This is a genomic window from Acinetobacter sp. WC-743, from assembly GCF_000335555.1.
Lineage (GTDB): Bacteria > Pseudomonadota > Gammaproteobacteria > Pseudomonadales > Moraxellaceae > Acinetobacter > Acinetobacter bereziniae.
On record NZ_AMFQ01000075.1, the window covers coordinates 19,478 to 41,683 of the forward strand.

A 22,206-nucleotide genomic window follows, 5' to 3' on the forward strand; every position below is an offset into this window, starting at 1 on the left:
TGTACTGCTTTTACTTCCATAACAGTTATTTAAAATTGTATTGGACTGTATATGTGTTTATTCAATAAATCGGCATTTAATCAGTATAAATTTATTGAGTGATTTATCATGGATAAAACAAATCTCGGTTGGATTAATGGTTTTATTGGCGTTGCAATATTTGCAGGTTCGCTACCTGCAACACGAGTCGCAGTGATGGGATTTAGCCCAGAATTTCTTACCACAGCCCGTGCAGCGATTGCAGGAATAATTGGCTTGCTCTGTCTGTTACTTTTACGTCAAACCAAACCCAATTTTGCTCAATTTAAATCTTTAATGATTGTTGCTTGCGGGGTAGTGATTGGATTTCCATTATTTACAGCACTGGCATTACAAACCGTATCTTCAGCACATGCCATCGTTTTTGTTGGATTACTCCCCCTATCGACCGCAATATTTGCAGTATTACGAGGCAATGAAAAACCTGCATTACAATTCTGGCTATTTGCGCTGTTGGGAAGTGCCATTGTGATTGGCTTTATGTTTTATGAGAATCGCAATCTAAGCTTCAGTTTAGGTGATCTATATATGCTTGCATCCATTATTGTATGTGGATTGGGCTATGCTGAAGGTGGAAAACTCTCTAGAGAACTGGGAGGATGGCAAGTCATATGCTGGGCTTTGGTGGTATCTTTACCTTTAATGCTTATTGGAAGCTTTTATTATTTGCCACAAAGTTTTGAGAATATTCATTGGTCAGAAACACTTGGATTAATCTATGTTTCACTATTCAGTATGCTAATCGGCTTTATATTTTGGTACAAAGGCTTAGCTCTTGGTGGAATTGCATCAGTGGGTCAAATTCAACTGGTACAACCATTTATTGGGCTAATACTCTCAGCCTTTTTATTGGGTGAACATGTAAGCTTGGCAATGGTTTTGGTTTGTTTTGCTGTAGTATTGTGTGTAGCGATGGCAAAAAAATTCGCGTAACTATTTTACTTTTTTATTAGTGTTTAAGTCGATTGATTTTCCTCAATCGACTTAAAACTTATGTTTATCATGGGTAATTGATAAGCGTTTTGATCAATTCCATTTAAGAATTAGATTGTTTATAAGCCTTGCAGAATAATCCATACTCTAAATATTGATTTTAAAATTAACCTATTATACTTTCTTAAAGTAAGCCTATTTCTTTAAATAAGCATTTATATGCTTCAGCTTTTTTGTCCAACGCTAAAGGATAAGCTCTTGATGAAGACGGCATTCGGTATAAATTTAATTCTCTTTCTAAGTATCGTGCTTTTGAAGATTGTCCGATCTGAGGTTTTTCAGTTCCTTCAGGCATTGATAACATCAAAGTATCTGTTGCTTTATCGCCTGTGGTCATAATACTTTTACATTCAGGAATATTTTCCAAAAGTTGAGATAAATCTGTTGGTGTTTCGATCTGTAGGAACTTATCCGAAGCATTGCCTTTTAAACGAATAACTTGATAAGCTGTATCAAAAATTGCAATGCCTTTTTCCATTAAAAAACTGCGGATCACAGCTTCTTTAAAGTTTTTGTTGGGCAAATCTAAAAAGTGATCTTTATTCTCAAAAAAAATCAAACCAAAAATCCGCCACATATCATTTTGATAGTTCGGATAGTAAAAATCCATTTTCCAACGTTCTTTTGGCGGTGGAAAGCTACCGAGCATCAATAGCTTTGCATTTGAAGGTAGAAAAGGTTTAAGTGGATGGGTTTCTATTGTTAATTCAGACATTTATAAATAAGAAATAATTTAAGGATTCTGCTGTGATTTTAACATTATTACTTGCTCAGCCCCTAATTATATACGTCATCACATTGCTTTAAAAACATCTCAAATTTAAACAATTCAGGATCCTGCTTACTCCCCAAAATTTGAATTACTTTGAATCCTTCTGCCTGTTTAAAAACGCGACTTGAACCTATGTCATCGTTACAAGCACCCCATTTAAGCGTAGATTGGATTTCATCAGAGTGAAACCTAGGGATAAACTGTATTGAATCATCATCAATTTCAATATAAGTAATCAAATTTCGCCCTTCTATTCGAATCTTCTTTAATTCAACATATTTATTGATCCTATAAGGTAGATCTTGATTGGCTTGTTTTAAAAATACTTGACGCAGATAGTCATCAAAAGCCTGATTATCTACAATTTTATAATCTTGGTTGATAATACCCGCATTTAATAATAAAGCTTCAAGAGCCTCTATTGACTCAAATTCCGTTTTTGAACCATCGGCACCAGCATAAACATTTACACTTAACAGTAGTGCAATTAGGAGTAAAAACAATCTCATATGTATCTATCTTTGTTAAATAAAGCAACTTTATCAATTGTTATAGTTATCCGATAAAACCACCCGTAGGTGGTTTAAATACAAAATATACAATAAAGCTCAATAACCATTCGCTTTTAACTTAACTTTGAAAGGCTCTGATTGAGCTTCTACCGCTTCTTTTAGTTCAGGCGTAATTTCAGCACCCATTTCTTCTAACATTAACAATGCAAATTCAGAAGCACTTTCAGCAAAATCTTGATTATTGATCAATGTCTTAGATAATTTTATATTCTTTGGGAAATCTGGAAAAAATTCATTAAAATCCTTTTTATCTTCAATCCCTAGATAAATAAATCTTCTCCAGTCATTGGTTTTAAGATCACGAACAAAGATAACATCTGCTTGGGTCTGCATATTTTTTTTAAACATTTCATCTTGCGATCGCATTGGAACCACACAAACTTCCCCAACGCTAGAGATATAGTTTAACTTTGGTTTTAGCAATGAAAAATCAATATTTTTATAAGAATCATCTTTAGCTAAATCCTGTTGAATTTTTACATCTTCTCTATATTTAGCATCACTGATCCACTCACCAGATGAAAAGGTTTGTCCTTGATGATTTGGCTTTAGTTTACGATCATATTCAATCTGATCATAATAATGAATGATGTCATCAAGTGTGCCATTTTTTAAGATTTCAATTTCTTTATCACCTTGCTGCTTAAAAATTTCATAGCTTTTTTCGCATTGTAAATTTTCTGCAAAGGTAAGACTTGATGCTAAAGTTGTTATAGCAATCATCATTAATTTTTTCATGAAATATCCCCTCTGTCTTTTGGGGAATACCATACGCATAATTAACTCAAAAATAAACTTTTGCTTAGAAATTTCTTCACGAATGATGCTTTTGAGTGAAATTTAACCTCAAATAAATCAAATCAATTTAGCTCGTCATGTCCTCATAATATGAAATTTCCAATAATATAGTCAAAAAACTTGAATTTGTAACTTTTTCAAGTTATGGTAATAAAAATCATTGCACAAATTGGTAAATTATTTAATAGTTAAGTTTTTAAAGAATTGTCGAAAGACTAGTTAACTGAATATTTATCAATAATTTCTTATTCACATTAAAAATCAATCTATTATGAACAGTAAACTCATTACCACATTATTGATGATCTTCGTTCTTTCCGCTTGTAGCAAAGAGCCTGATCAAAATATGTCTAAGCAAACAGATCGTCCTACGGTGACTGCACAATTTGAACAATCAGATGAAATGATTAGTAAATATCTTGATCAGTTGGATGATCCAAATACCACATTAGATGATAAAAAAAGAATCGTATGTGTAGATTATCCTAAGGAATACAAAACAAATTATATGCCGAGTTTACTCAAATTGAATCCAGAAAATTACACACAAGCCAAATTGCTATCCGATTTGGACATCGCTTTGAGTTATTACAAGGAAAAAGAAAATATTCAATGCCCTTAATATTTTTGATTTTTTAATCAATCATTGATTTAAATTTGCTAAAAATACGCTGTGAAATCTCTTTTGCCCAAAGTTGATAGATGTCTTGACTTGGATGAAATCCATCACTCGCCATTTGCAAATTTAAGGCTTTAAAATGGGCTAAATCAAAATGAATCAACTGGTAATTTTTATTATTTTCAATAAATTGGGCTAATTTTTCATTCATCTTGCTTGAGTATTTTCCAAACAACCACGCCAATGGATTTGGCAAAGCTGGAAATAAATTCATTGGCGGTACACCAGTGACCAAAATCAATTGTGGTGTAAATTTGGACTCAATGGTGGCATAAAACTGTTTTTGCTGTTGTATCCATTTTTTCGGGGAACGTAGTTTTGTCACATCATTGACGCCAACAGATGTAATCACAACATCAAATTGTTGGTTTGGTAATTGCTTGGTTCTCTGCAAAACTTGCAAAGTGGTATCCCTTGTTTTAGCTTCAAGTCGATAAGTCACTTCGAAATTTGTACAAACTTCCTTTAAAATTGAACCCAATAATGCTTGTTGCTGATTTTCAACACCAACACCTGCTGCGGCAGAATCGCCTAAAATCAAAATCGATAAAGCTTGACCAGTACCCAAAACACCACTTCGCAGCCCTTGAGCTTCAGGTAATCTTGGTGTGTTTTTCTTGACTCGATAACCCTGAATAAGTAAAGCAGGCACCAGTACAAATGTTGAAAATTTCAAAAACATAACAATACCCATAAAATTCAATAGATTGAATATCCATCATCGCCAAAGGCAATTTATGCTGTCTTAGTTCTTGCATAGGTTTAAAAGTAAATTAAAGTAGTCCAGTTCAGATGAATACTAGTTTTCTTTTAACGATAAACTCAAAAGACCCTAATGGGTCTTTTGAGTAATAAATGCTAATCACAGTTTAAAAGTAAAATGAATCAACCTAATTTATTCACCAATTTTAATGGTAATACTTTCATTGCGAGTCCTATAGGTAACCACGGCCATTGTGGAACATAAGCTTTAACAGGTTGTTTCTCAATCGCTTTAACCAATAAATGTGAGCCTGTTTCCACATCGACTTCAAAAGGTAGTTTTTTTGCACCTTCGTTGATTTCAGTACGAATATAACCTGGAAAAATCGTAGAGACTTTGATTTGGGTATCAATTAATTCAGCACGAATGCCTTCTGCCAAGGCAGCCACTCCTGCTTTGCTGGCACCATAAGCAGTCAAGTGTTTAGGCATGCCGCGGAGAGCGCTCATTGAAGAAATCACCACCAAATGCCCGAATTTCTGTTCACGAAAAATCTCGACTGCTGCCTCACACTGTGCCAAAGCTGAAATAAAATTAGTTTCAACAGTCGCTCGGTTAATTTCAAACTTGCCATTTCCAATACGTCGTCCTTCACCAACACCAGCATTGACAATGATTCGGTCTAAGCTTCCAAAGTCTTGTTTAAACTCACGAAAGACTTGGAATACCTGTTGATAATTGGTCACGTCCAAGACTTTCGTGATGACTTTGACGCCATATTTTGATTCCAATTCCTGCTTTAAACTGTCAAGTCTTTCTAAACGCCGTGCGCAGATTGCTAAATTATAGCCTTTTTGTGCAAATTCCCGTGCCATTCCTGCACCGATTCCTGAACTTGCGCCAGTAATTAAAATCGTTTTTGCCATGATAAATTCCTTGAATAATTTTTATATTTCTCAGTGTGGTCTTAAATCCATGTCAATAACTGTGGATCTTCAACCTTAATAAAATGATGTTCATTTAAACTGAGCAATTGCGGTTCGTTCCCGACCAAACGTAATGTCGTCAGGCTGGTATTGGCAATTGCCCAATTGAGTGCGAATGTTTTGTTTGGATTCAATTCCAAAAGTTTGCCCGCAACAACTGATATTACTCCACCAGAGGTAAAAACAATTGCATAACGAGGTTTGGTTTTGGCTAAATCATCACATAGATTTTGCAATGCACCTTCGACTCGATTCTTAAAATCTGGCCAGGATTCGTCATATTCATGATGATATTCACCACCCGTCCAACGATTGATTGCCCCTTCAAAAATCTTGGCTAAATAAGCACGAGGACTTTTTTCTTTAGCCACATCTTGTTTAAGCAAATGAGGTTCATTAAAACGCGGGTCATATTGAGCAAAAACCTGTTGATGATTAAACTCATTCCAATTGTAGTCAGTGACAACGGTAACATCTGGAAAACTTTCAGCTAAAGCAAAATGCGCTGTTTGTTGATGCCTTTGCATAGAGCCTGCAATCACATAAGGCACTTCTTTCAAAATTTTATCGAAATATTGACCCAATACCTTTGCCTGTAATTCACCATTTGGGGAGAGTTTATCGTAACTTTCAGCGCCAAATGATGCTTGCCCGTGACGTACCAAATAGATTGTGGTCATTTCCCTAAAATTTCCTTAAACTTTTCAATATATTTCTGTGCAACTTCATTGGCTTCAATTTTCTGCATACCAATCAACTTTAAAGCACGAATATGTAAAGCATGGATCACAATCCAAAAATCTTTAAATGCTGGATTATCCGTTTGCTTATGGTAATAACGATAGTAAATTTGCTGTGCAATGACTGCTAAACGGAAAATACCAAAGACTTCATAGAAAGCCCAATTTTCGGGTTTTAGACCTGTTTTTTCTAAATAATATTCAACCACTTCCTTTCGGCTAAACATACCTTTAAGGTGAGTGGGTTGTCTGCGAGTAGACTTAAAGATTTGATTGTCTGTATCTTCAACCCAATATGCCAATGCAGAACCTAAGTCCATAAGAGGATCGCCAATGGTAGCCATTTCCCAATCCAGTACACCAATCACCTGTGTCGGATGCTGAGGGTCAAGAATGACATTATCAAAACGCCAATCATTATGAATCACACAACTGGTCGAATCAGCAGGGATATTTTCATTTAACCACTTACGAACAAATTTAAAGCTTGGTACATTGATGGTATGTGCTTTTTCATAACGTCCATCCCACCCTTCAACCTGACGACGACAGTAACCATCACCTTTACCCAGCTTTTCCAACTCAGTACCTTTAAAAGGAACTTGATGTAATTCAATCAGCTTATCAAGAACATTGATACATAGCTCTCGAACCTGTTGTTCATTAAAATCAAGTTCAGGCGGAAGTTTGGCACGAGGAATGATTCCTTCAATGCGTTTCATCACATAGAAATCGCATCCAATTACTGATTCATCTTGGCAAAGTGCAACCATTTCAGGCAAGACTGGGTAATAAGCTGCAAGCCATTTCTGTACATGATACTCACGTGCCATATCATGTGCAGATTTCGCTTTTGTTCCTTTAGGTGGACGACGCAAAATTAAATCTGCATTGCTATATTTTAAGCGATAGGTCCAATTCGAAGCACCACCAGAATACTGCGTAACTTCGACTGGACCGATAATTTCAGAGCCATTCTCGATCAACCAATTGCCAACTGCACGAATGTCAAGTTCTTCACCTTCACGTACTTTTCCACCAACATCAATAACTGACATGCTTTTTCCCTGAATTTTTTCTGTTTTAAATCAAAAAAACTTTGAACCGTAAGCTAAGTTTGATTTTATATACTGACCGTTTTATGTATAACATCTTTAAGATAAAACAGTCAGCATTCAATCATTAAACTGTTACTTTTTCTTTGAAGCATATCCTCGTTTTTTTAATTCTAATTTTGCAATCATTCCTTTATGAACTTCATCAGGTCCATCTGCTAAACGTAAGCTTCGTGCTTGTGCAAAAAAGCCAGTTAAAGGGGTATCGCGAGAAACGCCCATTCCCCCATGAATTTGGATCGCCATGTCCACCACTTTTTCAAGGACTGAGGGAGCAACCACTTTAATTGCAGAAATTTCAGTAAGTGCTGCCATATTACCTTGAGTATCCATTTTGTAGGCTGCGTACAACGTTAATAGCCGAGCTTGATCAATCGCTACTCGCGCTTCTGCAACACGTTCTAAATTTCCACCCAGCTTCAAAATTTCTTTACCAAAAGCACTGCGGCTCATACCTCGATCAATCATTAATTCAAGGGATTTTTCTGCAGCGCCAATACAACGCATACAATGATGAATACGACCAGGACCTAAACGACCTTGTGCAATTTCGAAACCTTGTCCCGCTCCGCCAATAAAATGACTCACAGGCACACGGACATTATTGAAACTAATTTCACCGTGACCATGTGGTGCATCATAGTCACCAAATACAGGTAACATACGTTCTATCTTTACACCTTGTGTATCTACTGGGACCAGAACCATTGAGTGTTGATGATGACGGTCTTTATTTACATCAGGCGTATGCGCCATAAAGATAATAATTTTGGCATTCGGATCGCCTAAACCTGAAGACCACCATTTACGACCATTTAAGACAATTTCATCTCCATCCACCACAGCTGTTGCCTGCATATTGGTTGCATCAGAGGAAGCAACAGCAGGTTCTGTCATACAAAATACTGAACGAATTTTGCCTTCTAATAGAGGTTGAAGCCATTGTTGTTTTTGCTGCTCTGAACCATAGCGCCAAAGCACTTCCATATTGCCACTATCTGGAGCATTACAATTAAATACTGTTGGTGCAAGTAAACTACGTCCAGACAGTTCAGCAATATGGGCATATTCCTGCACTGACAAGCCTGCCCCTAGTTCAGGATCTGGCAGAAACATGTTCCAAAGCCCTGCTTTTTTTGCTTTATTTTTAAGAACTTCTAATTGTGCTGGCCATTGCCACGTTGTCCAGTCACTGCCTTGGTTAAGGTGATGAACTTCATTCCAAAATTCAGTTTCTACAGGTTCAATTTCATTTTCAATAAACGCCTTGGTTCGTTCGATATATTCTTTTGCACGTGCTGAAAGCTCAAACATTTTTTATCTCCCTGTAAAATCTTTTGATCAATATTTGGATAACGATCTTTACTTTACATTAGCTGAAAATTTATTATGAACCAAATGATTTAATTCAATATCAGACTATGAATATGATTCATAATAATACGCATCTAGACCTATCAATTTTCAATCATGTTGATATTAATTTATATCCACTTTTTATCGCCATCTATGAGCAGAAAAGTATTTCTAAAGCCGCAAAAGTCTTGTTTATTACACAATCCGCTGCAAGTCATGCCTTACAAAGATTACGGCAACATTTGCAAGATGATTTATTTGTACGCGTGGGCAGTAAAATGTTACCTACACCTTTTGCTGAACAGATCTATCCCACTGTGCAGAATGCATTATTTTCTTTTCAAGATATTTCTAAACAAAAACAAATATTTGATCCTAATTCAATACAAACACTGAGGGTTGCTGTACATGATGAAATTGAACCGATAATTTTGCCCCGCTTATTTCAACATTTTCAAAAATTGAACTTAAACATCCAATTTTTAAGTACGAAATTAGATCGTAAAAATGTTGTTGTAGATTTGGCTACACAGCAAGTTGATTTTGTGATTGATTTAGAACAAAACTATGGTGAAAAAATTAATTATCAAAACTTAGTTCAAGATCAGTTTGTGATGTGTAGCCAACATAAGCAAATGAATCGTAAGCTTTATTTTTCATCACCGCATATTGGAGTGTCTTCACGCCGTACAGGTGTGCTCTTGGAAGATATATATTTGAATAAAGAACAGTATAATCGACAAATCTTTTTACGCTGTCAGCATTACTCAACTGCATTGCAAGTTTTAGCACAATATCCTGAAGCGATTTTAACAATTCCAAAACAGATTTTGTCGCATCTGAATATTGAAGATTGTATTCATATTTTTGATATTCCAGTTGATTTACCTGTTTTAAATATGGGTATATATTGGCATCAAGCTTTAAGTGAAAATTCTAGACATACTTTTTTAAGAGATGAAATTTTTAAAATTTTTGCTTAGGCTATTTTAGTAATGAAAATTTTATATAAACATCATTAAGACTTAGCCCATACTCATTAAGTCATGATCTCGTTCATTTTAGTTATTCCATTATTTTTGGTCCTTAACATAAATTTAAATCATTCATGGATGTTGAGTTGTTTGCTCACATCAAAATTTATTGTTGAGAATGTGCATCTTTAATTAATTTGAATTCGCCAGATTAAAAACTAAGTATTTTTAGTCGTTTATCCAGTTTAATACGATTAATATTATATCTAAAATGCTTAGGCTATTTAGATCAATATGATTGGCATTGCTTATTTACCCTTGTTTATATTTTTGTTTTTGACTAAAATAGCGCCGAAAATTTAAACATTCTTAATAAAAACAACGTATAGGAAACTTATGAATCCTCTTGAAACGCAGACTTCAATGTCTCAACTCCACCCTGCTTCGTTTACCCCCAATAAAGATAACCCATTTTCACCTAAAGGGCGTTTTGGTCGCCTGTCTTATCTTGCTTGGTTATTTATTATCAGTATGCTCTACACATGTGTACTGTTTATTATTGCTGGTATCGCTGTTGTCGCGCTCATGCAAACAGGAAGTCAGAATCCAGCTGCTTTATTGCAATCTGGCTTAGGCTATTTTGTTATTTTCCTCGCTGTTGTTGTGGTTATTGCTTTTACCGTAGTCAATATTTGTATCGCGATCCGACGTATCCATGACTTAAATAAAAGCGGCTGGCTATGGTTATTATTTTTAATTCCTCTTGTGAATATTTTCTTTGGTATATATGTGATGTGCGCCAAAGGTACTGAGGGCAATAATAACTATGGTCCGCAACGACAAACCGAACAAACAGAAAAGTTACTCGGTAGCTTATATGCTGTTTTCTTAGCTATTTTTATTGTGGCATATGGTTCGATTGCAGTATGGATGATTTCAATGCAAGGCAGCATGCCACAAAGCATGGATAGTATGGAAATGACTGAGCATGATACGTCTAACTTAGAACAAGAACTTGCGCAAGCAGCTCAAGAGCTCGAACAAACAAGTGATGAGATCGAACAATCAGCACATGATTCTGAACAAAGCACTGAAGCAGCAAATCAAACTGAAAATGAAGATACTCATTCCAACACACAAGAAGTCAATCAAAGATAATGCTTCCTGAGTATTTAAAAGAGGTCTAATCAAGACCTCTTTTTTATTGAGCAATCATAATCATTATTTCAATTTTTCAGATTGGTTAATTAAAGAAAATTTAGCTTGATTTTCACGGCGTCTTACTCAACGAAAAAATTTGTCATCATTTATCTAAACAAAAAGAACAAAGCATTGATTGGTTTGTAGCGCATGAGTGATACATCACCTACGCAAATCTATTTAAACTTTAGATATAAAGCGTGGCAATGGAAAGTTCATATCATTCAACAATAGCTTTACTGCATAGATTTTATTGATCAATAGAAATTATAATTTACGCTATGAGTTTTTCAATGGCTTAACGATATGAAAAAGATCTATTGATTTAAATAAAAAATGAGGAATAAATTCCTCATTTTCATTTGTTCTAAAAATTAAAATTTAATATGCCCATTGAATCAACATTCTAAAAAAACCTGCAATGATAGCTAACGTTAAAAAACCACCAAGCCATAACAAAATAAACCACTGTGTTTGAGAAAGTTTCAAAATTCACGACCTCGCTACTGACAATGTATCTGGTTTCAATCAACCCAACGATCAATTTAAATCGCTGACTCTTCTATCTTCTAAAAGGTTTACTGCATGAATCAGTGATAACCCTCATCCCCAATACGCACTTTGTCTCTAAACACCCAATATGAAAGCCCGGTATAGATCAAAATAATGGGGATTAAGATTAAAGCACCAATTAAGGCAAACAATTGACTGCTTTGTGGCGCTGCAGCATCCCAAATCGTGATAGATGGCGGAATAACATAGGGCCATAGACTGATGATAAATCCAGTATAAGCAAGGAATACCAAAGCTAAGGTGTAGATAAAAGGGCTGAGTTCATTATGTTGTTTACATGCACGTAAAATCAGAACAGTAAAGATCACCACCAAAATTGGTACAGGGCTGAAATACATCAATTGAGGCTGACTAAACCAACGTGCGGCAATTTCAGGATGTGCCATTGGTGTATAAATACTGACAGCGCCAAAAATGAGTAATAATGCAATCACTAACTTCGGCATGAGTTGATACATACGATGTTGCAAATCAAGCTCAGTTTTAAAAATCAACCATGCGCAACCCAAAGCAGCATACAGTACAACCACACCAAACCCAGTAAAAATCGTGAACGGCGTCAACCAATCTAATCCACCACCTGCATACATATGATTTTCAACTTTAATCCCTTGAATATAGGCACCTAAAATCATACCTTGGAAAAAACTGGCAAGAATTGAGCCACCGATGAAAGCCTTGTCCCATAAATGTTTGGTTCTATTGGCTTTGAAACGAAATTCGAAAGCCACGCCACGGAAAATTAAAGCCACCACCATCAAGATAATTGGCATATAAAGTGCGGATAATACTGTGGCATAGACCATCGGGAATGCAGCATATAAACCCGCCCCACCCAAAACCATCCATGTTTCATTACCATCCCAGACAGGGGCAACCGTATTCATCATCACATCACGTTCTTGTTGATCCTTGAAAAATGGGAACAGAATTCCAATACCCAAATCAAAACCATCCAGAACCACATAAATAAATACACCAATGGCAATAATGACAATCCAAATCAGAGATAAATCAATCATTATTTAGGCTCCTGTTCGTTTGAATCAACACTTTCATCTACACTGGTCAGTGGTCGTTTCGATGCAAGAATTACAGCTTCTTCACTATGTGCTTGACCTTCAGGTGTTGAATAAATAAATTGCGGACCTTTATGCATCAGTTTCAACATATAGTAGATGCCAATTCCAAAAACAACACAGTAAACCACTACAAAAATAATCAGTGTTAGACCGACTTGTTCAGCAGATACAGGTGATAAAGCATCTTTCGTGCGCATCACGCCATACACAACCCACGGCTGACGACCAACTTCAGTGGTGAACCAACCTGCAAGCAAGGCAATAAAACCCGATGGTCCCATCACAAAAGCAAAACGATGTAGCCATTTGTTTTCGTATAGCTTACCGCCCTTGCGTAAGAACAAAGCAAATGCTGCAAGTAAAATCATCAGCATCCCTAGCCCAACCATGATTCGGAAGCTCCAAAACACGATGGTCGAATTAGGACGGTCTTCAGGTGCGAATTCTTTTAAGCCTTTGACTTCACCATCCATCGTATGGGTCATGATCAGACTACCCAAATTTGGAATACCGACTGCATATTTAGTTTCTTCAGCCTGCATATCAGGAATCCCGAATAAATATAAAGGCATACCTTCACCTTTATTGGTTTCCCAATGTCCTTCAATCGCCGCAAGTTTAGCAGGTTGATGCTTCAAGGTATTTAGACCATGGTTATCACCGATTAAAACTTGCAATGGCGCAAGGATTAAAATCATCCACATTGCCATAGAAAAAGAGGTTTTGACCAAAGCATCACGGCGACCTTTGAGTAAATGCCATGCAGCGGTCGCAGCAACCAACAATGCTGAAACTAGGAATGCGGCAGCTGCCATATGTGCTAAGCGATATGGAAATGAAGGATTAAAGACAATGGCGAACCAATCTTGTGGAACGATAATGCCATTTTCAATCGTGAAACCTTGTGGCGTTTGCATCCAACTGTTTGAGGATAAAATCCAAAACATTGAAATACAGGTACCCACCGCAACCATTGCAGTTGCAAAAAAATGCGCCCGTGGACCTACACGTCCCCAACCAAACAACATGATTCCAAGAAAACCAGCTTCAAGGAAAAATGCACTGAGCACCTCATAAGCCAATAAAGGACCTGTGACAGAACCTGCAACACGGGAAAACTCACTCCAGTTGGTTCCAAACTGATAGCTCATGACAACGCCTGATACGACGCCCATCCCAAAAGCCACAGCGAAAATTTTCACCCAAAATTTAAATAAATCTTGGTATACAGGATTTTTTGTCTTGAGCCAACGCCATTCTAAAACAGCCAAGAAACTTGCCAATCCGATTGAAATTGCAGGGAAAATAATATGAAAAGACACTGTAAAGGCAAACTGTATACGTGCCAATTCTAAAGCTGTTAATCCTAAATTCATGACATCACCTTATGCATAGATAAAGGTTGAGTATTGAATGCTTCTCGCAATATTTTTTGTTTTGCCAGATCAGCATACGCCTGAAATTTAGCCATAGTCTGTTGCTTTATGTTTTCATTCTGAACGATTAACCCTAAAAATTGCATGCAAGGGATCGTTTCCTGCCATTTGAGGAAAATTGAATACATCATGGTGATTCTCTACATCATAAATTCGAAATAGCATCCGATTGTTTTACATGCTTAAAATTAAACATTTCAAAACAATGGATGGAAGAATATGTTTATGTATAGCGTATCGGTGGGGCTCGCCCTTGAGGAATAAGAAATAAACGCTGTAATTCAAAATAGACATGTTGGAAGGCTTCAACATAAGCCAACAAGCGTATTTGTATACGCACCAATATTTCTTTTACGCCAATTTCAGGTGGCATCACCAAATTACCATAGACCACACAATATTGGCATTGATGGTTCATATCATGATGATCATGACCTGAAGATGTTGCCTGTTGTGTTTGATCTAAGTGTAAATAGTGATGAATAAAGCTGGATTCTTGCTCATGATGACTATGTGCATGTGTTGGACGTAACAAAAATTGAGTGATGTCTTCACAGACCGGAGCAATTTGATATTGTTCAGGCAAGAGCGGCTGTAAAAAAACCGCAAGCTGTAAAAATACTGTTGCAAATGCTAGCAACAAACCACTGCGTCTTAACACAATTGATTGCTCATATTGACAGAGATACGAAAAAGGAAAATGTCACTTGATGCAGTCATTCTTAATCTGTGGTCAATAATGACTGAATAAAAACCAAGCACATTACTCAACTTTTCTTATATTACTATAGTACATTTATTTTGTTATTCAAAGCTTCTTTAGCACTATTTTAGTAATACTTTGCACTTTTTTTCATTTAGATTTTCTATATAAATCATCACTCGAATAGATACATTGATCAATTTATAAACTACATTGGATAAATAATAGTAAGACTTCCTATAAAGCAGATTTTAGCAACGGCTAAAACGACGGCGATACTCCAGTGGTGTCAATCCTGTCTTCTTTCTAAATAATCGTCTAAAGGAACTTGGATCAAGATAACCAACACTTTGCATAATCATGTCAATGGATTGTTCTGTTTCCTCTAAACGCTTTTGCGCGGCTTCAATACGAATCGCCTGAATATAACTATTCGGTGGTACACCTAAAGCTGTTTTAAAACGGCGAATCAAGGTCCTCAAAGTCACATTAAACTGCTGTGCTAAAAAAGCGATGCTGATCGGCTCTGCAAAATTAACTTCTATCCATTGTTGTATACGCTGCACCAATTCATCATGATGAAGATTAGAAATTTGTAGAATTGAATAAGACAGTTGACTACTACGACGATAATCAATCACAAAAGACTTCGCTGTTTGAATCGCAATTTCAAAACCATAAAAATGTTCAATCAAATGCAAGCCCATATCAAACCATGCCAATCCTCCACCAGCACAATAAATATGTTCAGAGCGAGTAATTAATTGCTCAGTCTTTAAATTAACATTTGGATAACGGCGATCAAATAAATCTTTAAAGCCCCAATGTGTTGTAGCTAGACGTTGATCTAAAATCCCAGCCTCTGCTAAAAAGAAATTACCCGTACACATACCGACAATCATCCACTGTTGTTGGTTTGCATATCGAATAAAGTCTATTACTCCTTGCTGTTGGCTAACAATCTGTTCAATAGAAGCCCCTATCGTCGGAACAACGATGACATCCGTAGCTTGAACCGCATGAAAGGCGATGTCAGTCTGAATCTGTATACCGTTTATACATTGAATAGCATCTCCGTTTAAACTGGCAATTTGGACTTGAAAGAGTCTCTGAACATCTTGGTTCTGAATACGATTCCAACTGGCTCCAGTCATTGAAAATAAATCAACAATACAGGTCAAAGCTGAAGCCAAAGCACCATCAAACCCAACCACGGTGATTTTAATCATGACTAAAAATACTGTAAGAATAATAATGTCATTTATAGCACTGATGATGTCATTTTTGACAAGTCTTATGTTGATATTTTTTGATTAAGCTCGTTTCAAAATAAAAGTATTTAAAAAGGAATTTTTATGTCGTCATTGATTCATGCTAAAGATCTCAACTTTTTGCTCTATCAAGTTTTCGAAGCAGAACAGTTAACTGAATTAAACCGCTACAAAGAACATGATAAAACCACCTTTGACAGCATATTAAATACAGCACAAGGTATCGCAACAGACTATTTTGTCCCGCATAATGCCAAAGCCGATCAAAATGAGCCTATTTTTGATGGCGCGAATGTCAAAACAATTCCTGAAGTTAAAATTGCATGGCAACAATATGCTGCTTCAGGTTTATTGTCCGCGCAGCATGATTATGAGCATGGTGGGATGCAACTTCCCACTCTAATACATATGGCATGTCATTCATTTTTTATGTCCGCCAACCCTTCTACAGCAGCATATCCATTTCTCACTGCTGCCGCAGCAAACCTGATTCAAGCCTTTGCTGCACCTCAACACAAACAAATCTTTTTACCCGCAATGTTTGATGGTCGATTTGCTGGAACAATGGCACTCACGGAACCAAATGTCGGTTCTTCATTGGGTGATTTGACCACCAAAGCGATTCCGCAAGCAGATGGTAACTATCTGATCAAAGGTCAGAAAATGTTTATTTCTGGTGGTGATCAAGATATTACTGAAAATATTGTTCATTTGGTTTTAGCAAGAATTCAAGGTGCGCCGCAAGGCGTTAAAGGAATTTCACTGTTTATTGTGCCAAAGTTTAAAACACATTTAGATGGTTCTGTAGCAGAATCGAATGATGTCCATTTGAGTGGTTTATTACATAAAATGGGCTATAGAGGGACAACTTCGACTGTGCTTAGCTTTGGTGAAAATGATCAATGCCAAGGTTATCTTATTGGACAAGCTGGTGATGGCTTAAAATACATGTTCAAAATGATGAATGAAGCACGCGTTGGTGTAGGTCTGGGTGCAGCGATGATTGGTTATCGTGGCTATTTAGAATCTTTGAACTATGCAAAAAATCGACCTCAAGGTCGATTGGCTGAGGAAAAGGACCCATCCAGCAAACCTGTCAATATTATTGAGCATAGTGATGTAAAACGAATGTTATTGGCACAAAAATCTTATGTAGAAGGAGGATTGGCTTTATGCTTATTTGCTGCACGTTTGATTGATGAACATCAGGCAGCGGACAATACAGACAGTGCGATTCTTTTAGACTTGATTACACCAGTCGTGAAGTCATTCTCCTCCGCCTATGGTCCAAAAGCCAATGATTTAGCAATACAAGTGCTTGGCGGTGCTGGATATACAAAAGACTATCCTGTCGAGCAATGCTACCGTGATAATCGCCTCAATCCGATTCATGAAGGTACCTATGGCATTCAGTCCTTGGACTTATTGGGGCGTAAACTATGGCAACATGATCAACAAGGCTTAAAATTACTGTTGCAACGTATTCATCAAACGCTTGATGAAGTCAGTGATGATGCTACCCGCGAAATTGCTACTATATTCTGTAAGCATTTAGCCACGATTGAAAAAACCACCAATATACTCGGCGCTGCACTTAGACAAGGCAAAACCAAACAAGCCCTTGCCAACTCAGCACTCTATCTCGATATGTTTGGAAAGTTACTGGTTGCTTGGTTATGGCTTGAGATGGTCAATAAAGCAGTAAAAGCGTTTAAAGAATCAACGCATCAAGAGGATATAGATTTTTTAGCTGGAAAAATTCAAGCAGCACGTTATTTTATAATGTGGGAACTTCCTGAAATTGAACATCAAGCCAAACTTCTAATCAGCTTCGATGAGACATGTTCAATGATGCAAAATGAGTGGTTTTAAATTCAAAACAGTTCAATGAAAGCACCTTAACTGCAAAGTTAAGGTGCTTTTTTAATAGGTATTTAAGTTATTTAAACACTTTAAAACGCACAGCATCATCCATATATGTTTTTTCTGACGCATCAGCTTCAATTGAACCAAACACCAACTGCGCACGAAGTTTCCAATTTTTAGGAATATCCCATTCAGCATGAACTTGCTCATCTACAATAGGATTATAATGTTGTAAAGAAGCACCTAAGCCATCACTATTTAAAGCGGTCCATGTTGCAAACTGTGCAATCGCGGTAGAATGTTCTGCCCATACTGGAAAGTTATCGGCATAAGAAGGAAATTGCGCTTGCAAATCTTTCACGACATCTTGGTCTTCAAAGAATAATACTGTTCCAAACCCTGCAATAAAACTATCCATTTTTACTTCAGTTTTTAATGCACTTGCTTCATCTTTAGCATAAGTTTTGAGTTGGGCTTTGACAAAATTCCAAAATTTTTCATGTTCAGCATTAAACAAAATCACCGCTCGAGAAGATTGCGAGTTAAAAGACGATGGACTTTGTTTGATTGCTTGTTGAATGAGATCAGAAAGATATTCTGGAGATTGATTGACATGACGTCCAATCGCATAAATGGTACGGCGTTTATGAATTAAATCTAAAAAAACATTCGACATGAATTAAAATCCTTGGATATATCCTCGGGAAAATCCGATAGCACTAAAAATATTGTGAAGATATTTTAAAAAATCATTAATTTCAATGAATTGATAAAATCTGAAGTATTACAACATAAATAAGTGGCTTAAGAATATCTGATTTCAATATAAACTTTGAATAAAAACAAATCATCAACATTAACTACTCTTCGATCACACACCAATGTTTTCTTAATGGATCCATTTGATTTTTATCAGAACAACATGTTTGCTATTTATACAATTTTTCATCTTTATTACACATAAGTATCTTATTTTTGAATAGCGTCCTTATAATCTTCTGCAATCAAAAGTTCTAAGCTTTTATACTGCTTTAAAAAATCAATGAGTTATAAATGAAAGTCTTAAATTTAATGGGTCTACTCAGTTCAATCTTTATTCTATTTTTTATTATCTATTCATTATAGCCACTTAATATAATCAGACCCTGAAATGACACCGTTATAAGTTCAACAAGAACAGTAATGACTGCCCTTGTGAACGATGATGTACTTTCGAGATTTAATTAAAAATGTGCATTTAATACCTTTGCAGATACAGTGTTTTTCCAAAGCTCACGTAATGTCGGCAAATAAAATTTTTCACCAAGATCAACCAACTCAGCATCAATCAAGGCATGTGTTTCATGCATAAATAAATAATCTAGCTCAACCGTAGATAATTGCTGCTGTTGTTTGGCAAATTCTTTACGCTTGGCTTGTGCTTGTTTAAGCAGTTGATCAGCAAAATTCTTGGTTTTATATTGACTGATTGCCTGTAATCGTAGTTCGATCACGCCCCAACCTGTCAATAGTTTTTTAAAGGTTTCAAAGTCTTCACTGGTCGATTCCCATGTCATTTTTTCTAGATCTTCATCTTCTGGGAGTACAGGAAGTAAAATTTCCATCACACTAGGAAAAATCTTTTTGAAATTTAAAATAAATTTAACAGGATGTTCACCAGGATAATCTTTAAACTGAACATGTTTCTGGGCATCTGTTAAATAAATAGACAACATTAAAAAATCCTTAGTTAAGACACTGTTTCAAATGATTTATTCATAAAATATAAAATACAAATAAGTAAAGAACAGCAAAAAATGCAATCTCACAATTATAACAGTATATTCAATTCTAATTTAAGTATTAAAAACTCTTTTAGGCATTTTGGATGATTAAAAAACCACTGAGTATGATGATTTTTTAATCCACCCGATTGAAATTTTTTGCATGGGGTATGCTCTGACACCGCTTGGTCAATCGCTGAAAGCGCCTTTTAATGCCTTATATGATTGGACTGTAGAAAACATGGAAATGATTCGAACGTATCAGTCTGATTATGACAGTAATGATAAATCAGTCATTAAATGAGAATCACTAAATGAGAATGAAGAATGTGATTAGATCTATGATGAAAAAAAAAGCTGAATTAACAAATCGAGTATTCAGTCCATTCATCATCAGTACAAATTAAACCAAGCAGTTTTTGATTTGATCGTTTTAATATATCAAACTAATGCTTAAATCATAAAATCTCATGGATGCTAAATCGCTAAATGAATCACTGCGATTAAATTATTCACATTAAATATCAGTAATTTAAAAACACTCTCTATAATTTATTGTAAATCTTTTTAAAAAATCACCATCGGCATTGTTGAGTTGATAAATAAAATTGCCACGTGTCGTTTTTTTAAAAACTTCTGACTCAAGTAAGTCATCTTTTTTACACATATTTTGCTTAATCAAACGCTGATATTTTTGATCATCAAATTTTTTTGTTAAATCCTCTGTAGACTTAATATCTTTCATATCAGATTCAATCCACAATCCATCGCTAATCAGCATAATTCGAGAAACAACAAAGTCGCGTTCTGATTGATCCGTGGCAATGTTCTTAAAATTGTGATTAATTGCTTTGACCAACATGTTGTAAACATTGAGATCAATGATATTAAATTGCTCATCTACTGCCCCACTTTGCAAAAAAGGTTGGTCTAATGGGCTTTGAGCATTTAATTCAGCACATATTGATAGGCTGAGTAAGAAAAATAAATAACGCATTGTTTGTTCTCATTATTTAAGTCGTTGTTTAAACCATTATTCTATTCATATAGAGTTCATCTATAGAATATTTATAACACATGCTAAAGAAATGATGAATCTATTTGTATCAAACCGCCATCATGAATTTTGGCTCAGTCTTAGCCCACTATTCCAACTAATTTACTGCGTTTTTTTTATTAAAGAACATCTGTATAGTATCCCTGACCATTGAAGAGAGTGGTCAACACGACAATAAAGAAAGTGGATACTGACCTGCAGGAAGCAGGTCTATTTTTTCCATTTACAAGAAAATTAACATTAATTTCATCTGAAAATTCCTTGATATTTACATAAAAATATATGATTAAGCGTGTTTTATGTAACAATCAAAGCTCCCTCCTTAAAAAGAGAATCAAAGATGGAGTCTGTTCGACTTTTATATGTTAGTAAAATTGCTAGAGTAGATTCAGGTTTAAAGCAAAATTTAATCAATATCTTAGACGAAGCAATTGATTTTAATTATCGTAATGGAGTCACTGGTGTGCTCTATTATGGACATGGATATTTCGTCCAATGTTTAGAGGGAAATAAAAACATCATTGATGATTTATTTTATAATCGAATTGTCAAAGATGAACGGCATATCAATTGTGAAATCTTATATTATGCAGAAAATCAGACATGCTTATTTTCACAATGGACGATGAAATTTTCCCCAATCAATAAAAAGATTTCAGAATTTTTTATGCAGTATCATTTAGAAGCGTTCAATCCTTACTTACTCACTGACGAAACAACAGAAAAATTTATATCTATTTTGGCTTGTGAACCTGAATATCATGTCAACGAGTTTGTTGCATAAGCCTCCTTTGTGACAGAACCACCACATGATTTTTAATCATAGAGGTGGTTTTTCAGACTGAATTTAAATTGTTTTCTCTTGATCTATTCGAAGTTGCCGCTGTCTTTCCTCTTCATTAATGCGTTCAAGACGCTTTGCCCAATATTGGAAGGCATATTGATATTTGGCAAAAAAAGCTAAAAACATAAAGGTTAAAGCAGGTTTTAAAACAATTTGTTCTGCTTCACCCGTTACCCTGTCATAAATACTTTGACCTAAAGATAAAAAAGTTAGAACCATAAACATAAAAAAGCTTAATCTTAAAAAATTATCGAAACTTTTTCCTTTAAACATTTTATCAAACATAATTAAGAATACATCTCATTATCATATAAATTATAAGTATAAAATATTTAAGGACTTTTACAAGCTCTATAGATTTACGGCGTAGGATTTCTCAAAATTTTCTTTAAATTTAACTTGCTACGTAAAGTTTCATATACTTACGTGCCTCACGCTTCAACTACATTTTTTCACACAACAAATAGAATAATGCTTCATGATAAAAAATAAGCACTTAATTAATTTGAGGTTAATGAATATGTCAATCGATAACAATCATTCTCCAACTGAAGAAAGAATTGAGAAAGCACAAGAAAAGCGTCGTATTCCGAAATATATTTTATTTATAGTTGCATTATTTTTAATCGCAATTATTGTCTATATGCTCTCTACATGGCGAGGTTAAGCGGATAAGCATTGTTT

25 protein-coding genes are annotated in these 22,206 nt (G+C 35.5%); 8 read left to right on the plus strand and 17 right to left on the minus strand.

Annotated features, from left to right (window positions below):
• Positions 1-108 precede the first annotated feature (108 nt).
• Positions 109-972 (plus strand): DMT family transporter, encoded by an 864-nt coding sequence (locus tag ACINWC743_RS09760; protein WP_004830818.1) that lies wholly within the window; start codon positions 109-111, stop codon positions 970-972.
• A 184-nt stretch (positions 973-1,156) separates the two neighbouring features.
• On the opposite strand, the gene ACINWC743_RS09765 is transcribed toward ACINWC743_RS09760, so the two are convergent.
• The 3 genes from ACINWC743_RS09765 to ACINWC743_RS09775 all read right to left on the minus strand — a co-directional run bounded on the left by ACINWC743_RS09765 (position 1,157) and on the right by ACINWC743_RS09775 (position 3,114).
• The gene (locus ACINWC743_RS09765; RefSeq protein WP_009585325.1) at positions 1,157-1,747 is read right to left on the minus strand and encodes a uracil-DNA glycosylase family protein; all 591 of its coding nucleotides are present in this window, start codon (positions 1,745-1,747) and stop codon (positions 1,157-1,159) included.
• Between the two features lie 62 nt (positions 1,748-1,809).
• On the minus strand, positions 1,810-2,313 hold the full coding sequence (locus ACINWC743_RS09770) for a hypothetical protein (RefSeq protein WP_009585358.1): 504 nt from the start codon (positions 2,311-2,313) through the stop codon (positions 1,810-1,812).
• 99 nt (positions 2,314-2,412) lie between these two features.
• On the minus strand, positions 2,413-3,114 hold the full coding sequence (locus ACINWC743_RS09775) for a hypothetical protein (RefSeq protein ID WP_035300883.1): 702 nt from the start codon (positions 3,112-3,114) through the stop codon (positions 2,413-2,415).
• Between the two features lie 331 nt (positions 3,115-3,445).
• On the opposite strand from ACINWC743_RS09775, the gene ACINWC743_RS09780 reads away from it, so the two are divergent.
• Complete coding sequence (locus ACINWC743_RS09780; RefSeq protein WP_009585301.1) at positions 3,446-3,796, plus strand: hypothetical protein; 351 nt, start codon at positions 3,446-3,448, stop codon at positions 3,794-3,796.
• Between the two features lie 13 nt (positions 3,797-3,809).
• Here ACINWC743_RS09780 and ACINWC743_RS09785 read toward each other — a convergent pair whose 3' ends face one another.
• The 5 genes from ACINWC743_RS09785 to ACINWC743_RS09805 form a co-directional block, all read right to left on the minus strand.
• On the minus strand, positions 3,810-4,535 hold the full coding sequence (locus ACINWC743_RS09785; RefSeq protein WP_009585311.1) for an SGNH/GDSL hydrolase family protein: 726 nt from the start codon (positions 4,533-4,535) through the stop codon (positions 3,810-3,812).
• 203 nt (positions 4,536-4,738) lie between these two features.
• Entirely contained in the window at positions 4,739-5,482 is a 744-nt protein-coding gene (locus ACINWC743_RS09790) for an SDR family oxidoreductase (RefSeq protein WP_009585328.1), read from the minus strand.
• Between the two features lie 41 nt (positions 5,483-5,523).
• On the minus strand, positions 5,524-6,222 hold the full coding sequence (locus tag ACINWC743_RS09795) for a histidine phosphatase family protein (RefSeq protein WP_009585306.1): 699 nt from the start codon (positions 6,220-6,222) through the stop codon (positions 5,524-5,526).
• On the minus strand, positions 6,219-7,340 hold the full coding sequence (locus ACINWC743_RS09800) for a phosphotransferase family protein (RefSeq protein ID WP_005028897.1): 1,122 nt from the start codon (positions 7,338-7,340) through the stop codon (positions 6,219-6,221). The genes ACINWC743_RS09795 and ACINWC743_RS09800 overlap by 4 nt, the downstream gene beginning before the upstream one ends.
• A gap of 132 nt (positions 7,341-7,472) precedes the next feature.
• On the minus strand, positions 7,473-8,711 hold the full coding sequence (locus ACINWC743_RS09805) for an acyl-CoA dehydrogenase family protein (RefSeq protein WP_009585334.1): 1,239 nt from the start codon (positions 8,709-8,711) through the stop codon (positions 7,473-7,475).
• A 107-nt stretch (positions 8,712-8,818) separates the two neighbouring features.
• Between ACINWC743_RS09805 and ACINWC743_RS09810 the strand changes: the two genes are divergently transcribed.
• On the plus strand, positions 8,819-9,736 hold the full coding sequence (locus tag ACINWC743_RS09810) for a LysR family transcriptional regulator (protein WP_009585340.1): 918 nt from the start codon (positions 8,819-8,821) through the stop codon (positions 9,734-9,736).
• Between the two features lie 387 nt (positions 9,737-10,123).
• On the plus strand, positions 10,124-10,885 hold the full coding sequence (locus tag ACINWC743_RS09815; protein WP_009585332.1) for a DUF805 domain-containing protein: 762 nt from the start codon (positions 10,124-10,126) through the stop codon (positions 10,883-10,885).
• Positions 10,886-11,308: 423 nt separating this feature from the next.
• On the opposite strand, the gene ACINWC743_RS24605 is transcribed toward ACINWC743_RS09815, so the two are convergent.
• The 5 genes from ACINWC743_RS24605 to ACINWC743_RS09840 form a co-directional block, all read right to left on the minus strand.
• Positions 11,309-11,416 carry a DUF2474 domain-containing protein gene (locus tag ACINWC743_RS24605; protein WP_085944238.1) on the minus strand — a complete coding sequence of 36 codons (108 nt, stop codon included), beginning with the start codon at positions 11,414-11,416 and terminating at the stop codon, positions 11,309-11,311.
• Positions 11,417-11,517: 101 nt separating this feature from the next.
• The gene (gene cydB / locus ACINWC743_RS09820; protein ID WP_004830849.1) at positions 11,518-12,522 is read right to left on the minus strand and encodes a cytochrome d ubiquinol oxidase subunit II; all 1,005 of its coding nucleotides are present in this window, start codon (positions 12,520-12,522) and stop codon (positions 11,518-11,520) included.
• Complete coding sequence (locus ACINWC743_RS09825; protein WP_004830850.1) at positions 12,522-13,958, minus strand: cytochrome ubiquinol oxidase subunit I; 1,437 nt, start codon at positions 13,956-13,958, stop codon at positions 12,522-12,524. The genes cydB and ACINWC743_RS09825 overlap by 1 nt, the downstream gene beginning before the upstream one ends.
• Positions 13,959-14,241: 283 nt before the next feature.
• On the minus strand, positions 14,242-14,679 hold the full coding sequence (locus tag ACINWC743_RS09835) for a DUF2946 domain-containing protein (protein ID WP_009585349.1): 438 nt from the start codon (positions 14,677-14,679) through the stop codon (positions 14,242-14,244).
• Between the two features lie 293 nt (positions 14,680-14,972).
• Entirely contained in the window at positions 14,973-15,950 is a 978-nt protein-coding gene (locus ACINWC743_RS09840; protein WP_009585297.1) for a GlxA family transcriptional regulator, read from the minus strand.
• Positions 15,951-16,076: 126 nt separating this feature from the next.
• Between ACINWC743_RS09840 and ACINWC743_RS09845 the strand changes: the two genes are divergently transcribed.
• Positions 16,077-17,864, plus strand: a complete 1,788-nt coding sequence (locus ACINWC743_RS09845) for an acyl-CoA dehydrogenase (RefSeq protein WP_009585313.1) — start codon at positions 16,077-16,079, stop codon at positions 17,862-17,864.
• Positions 17,865-17,931: 67 nt separating this feature from the next.
• Here the strand turns inward: ACINWC743_RS09845 and ACINWC743_RS09850 are convergent, their stop codons facing one another.
• On the minus strand, positions 17,932-18,534 hold the full coding sequence (locus tag ACINWC743_RS09850) for a nitroreductase family protein (protein WP_009585314.1): 603 nt from the start codon (positions 18,532-18,534) through the stop codon (positions 17,932-17,934).
• 547 nt (positions 18,535-19,081) lie between these two features.
• Positions 19,082-19,573, minus strand: coding sequence for a hypothetical protein (locus ACINWC743_RS09855; protein WP_009585345.1), 492 nt, complete (start codon positions 19,571-19,573; stop codon positions 19,082-19,084).
• 211 nt (positions 19,574-19,784) lie between these two features.
• On the opposite strand from ACINWC743_RS09855, the gene ACINWC743_RS09860 reads away from it, so the two are divergent.
• On the plus strand, positions 19,785-19,925 hold the full coding sequence (locus tag ACINWC743_RS09860) for a hypothetical protein (protein WP_009585336.1): 141 nt from the start codon (positions 19,785-19,787) through the stop codon (positions 19,923-19,925).
• A gap of 228 nt (positions 19,926-20,153) precedes the next feature.
• On the opposite strand, the gene ACINWC743_RS09865 is transcribed toward ACINWC743_RS09860, so the two are convergent.
• Complete coding sequence (locus ACINWC743_RS09865) at positions 20,154-20,618, minus strand: hypothetical protein (protein ID WP_009585288.1); 465 nt, start codon at positions 20,616-20,618, stop codon at positions 20,154-20,156.
• A gap of 400 nt (positions 20,619-21,018) precedes the next feature.
• Between ACINWC743_RS09865 and ACINWC743_RS09870 the strand changes: the two genes are divergently transcribed.
• On the plus strand, positions 21,019-21,462 hold the full coding sequence (locus tag ACINWC743_RS09870) for a BLUF domain-containing protein (protein WP_004830862.1): 444 nt from the start codon (positions 21,019-21,021) through the stop codon (positions 21,460-21,462).
• A gap of 63 nt (positions 21,463-21,525) precedes the next feature.
• On the opposite strand, the gene ACINWC743_RS09875 is transcribed toward ACINWC743_RS09870, so the two are convergent.
• Positions 21,526-21,807, minus strand: a complete 282-nt coding sequence (locus ACINWC743_RS09875) for a hypothetical protein (RefSeq protein ID WP_035300886.1) — start codon at positions 21,805-21,807, stop codon at positions 21,526-21,528.
• A gap of 235 nt (positions 21,808-22,042) precedes the next feature.
• On the opposite strand from ACINWC743_RS09875, the gene ACINWC743_RS24475 reads away from it, so the two are divergent.
• Entirely contained in the window at positions 22,043-22,189 is a 147-nt protein-coding gene (locus ACINWC743_RS24475) for a hypothetical protein (RefSeq protein ID WP_004830864.1), read from the plus strand.
• The last annotated feature ends 17 nt before the right edge of the window (positions 22,190-22,206 follow it).

Coding starts and splice junctions, on each gene's coding strand:
- ACINWC743_RS09760 (WP_004830818.1), top strand. CDS start 109: ATGGATAAAACAAATCTCGGTTGGATTAATGGTTTTATTGGCGTTGCA.
- ACINWC743_RS09765 (WP_009585325.1), bottom strand. CDS start 1,747: ATGTCTGAATTAACAATAGAAACCCATCCACTTAAACCTTTTCTACCT.
- ACINWC743_RS09770 (WP_009585358.1), bottom strand. CDS start 2,313: ATGAGATTGTTTTTACTCCTAATTGCACTACTGTTAAGTGTAAATGTT.
- ACINWC743_RS09775 (WP_035300883.1), bottom strand. CDS start 3,114: ATGAAAAAATTAATGATGATTGCTATAACAACTTTAGCATCAAGTCTT.
- ACINWC743_RS09780 (WP_009585301.1), top strand. CDS start 3,446: ATGAACAGTAAACTCATTACCACATTATTGATGATCTTCGTTCTTTCC.
- ACINWC743_RS09785 (WP_009585311.1), bottom strand. CDS start 4,535: ATGTTTTTGAAATTTTCAACATTTGTACTGGTGCCTGCTTTACTTATT.
- ACINWC743_RS09790 (WP_009585328.1), bottom strand. CDS start 5,482: ATGGCAAAAACGATTTTAATTACTGGCGCAAGTTCAGGAATCGGTGCA.
- ACINWC743_RS09795 (WP_009585306.1), bottom strand. CDS start 6,222: ATGACCACAATCTATTTGGTACGTCACGGGCAAGCATCATTTGGCGCT.
- ACINWC743_RS09800 (WP_005028897.1), bottom strand. CDS start 7,340: ATGTCAGTTATTGATGTTGGTGGAAAAGTACGTGAAGGTGAAGAACTT.
- ACINWC743_RS09805 (WP_009585334.1), bottom strand. CDS start 8,711: ATGTTTGAGCTTTCAGCACGTGCAAAAGAATATATCGAACGAACCAAG.
- ACINWC743_RS09810 (WP_009585340.1), top strand. CDS start 8,819: ATGAATATGATTCATAATAATACGCATCTAGACCTATCAATTTTCAAT.
- ACINWC743_RS09815 (WP_009585332.1), top strand. CDS start 10,124: ATGAATCCTCTTGAAACGCAGACTTCAATGTCTCAACTCCACCCTGCT.
- cydB (WP_004830849.1), bottom strand. CDS start 12,522: ATGATTGATTTATCTCTGATTTGGATTGTCATTATTGCCATTGGTGTA.
- ACINWC743_RS09825 (WP_004830850.1), bottom strand. CDS start 13,958: ATGAATTTAGGATTAACAGCTTTAGAATTGGCACGTATACAGTTTGCC.
- ACINWC743_RS09840 (WP_009585297.1), bottom strand. CDS start 15,950: ATGATTAAAATCACCGTGGTTGGGTTTGATGGTGCTTTGGCTTCAGCT.
- ACINWC743_RS09845 (WP_009585313.1), top strand. CDS start 16,077: ATGTCGTCATTGATTCATGCTAAAGATCTCAACTTTTTGCTCTATCAA.
- ACINWC743_RS09850 (WP_009585314.1), bottom strand. CDS start 18,534: ATGTCGAATGTTTTTTTAGATTTAATTCATAAACGCCGTACCATTTAT.
- ACINWC743_RS09855 (WP_009585345.1), bottom strand. CDS start 19,573: ATGTTGTCTATTTATTTAACAGATGCCCAGAAACATGTTCAGTTTAAA.
- ACINWC743_RS09860 (WP_009585336.1), top strand. CDS start 19,785: ATGGGGTATGCTCTGACACCGCTTGGTCAATCGCTGAAAGCGCCTTTT.
- ACINWC743_RS09865 (WP_009585288.1), bottom strand. CDS start 20,618: ATGCGTTATTTATTTTTCTTACTCAGCCTATCAATATGTGCTGAATTA.
- ACINWC743_RS09870 (WP_004830862.1), top strand. CDS start 21,019: ATGGAGTCTGTTCGACTTTTATATGTTAGTAAAATTGCTAGAGTAGAT.
- ACINWC743_RS09875 (WP_035300886.1), bottom strand. CDS start 21,807: ATGTTTGATAAAATGTTTAAAGGAAAAAGTTTCGATAATTTTTTAAGA.
- ACINWC743_RS24475 (WP_004830864.1), top strand. CDS start 22,043: ATGTCAATCGATAACAATCATTCTCCAACTGAAGAAAGAATTGAGAAA.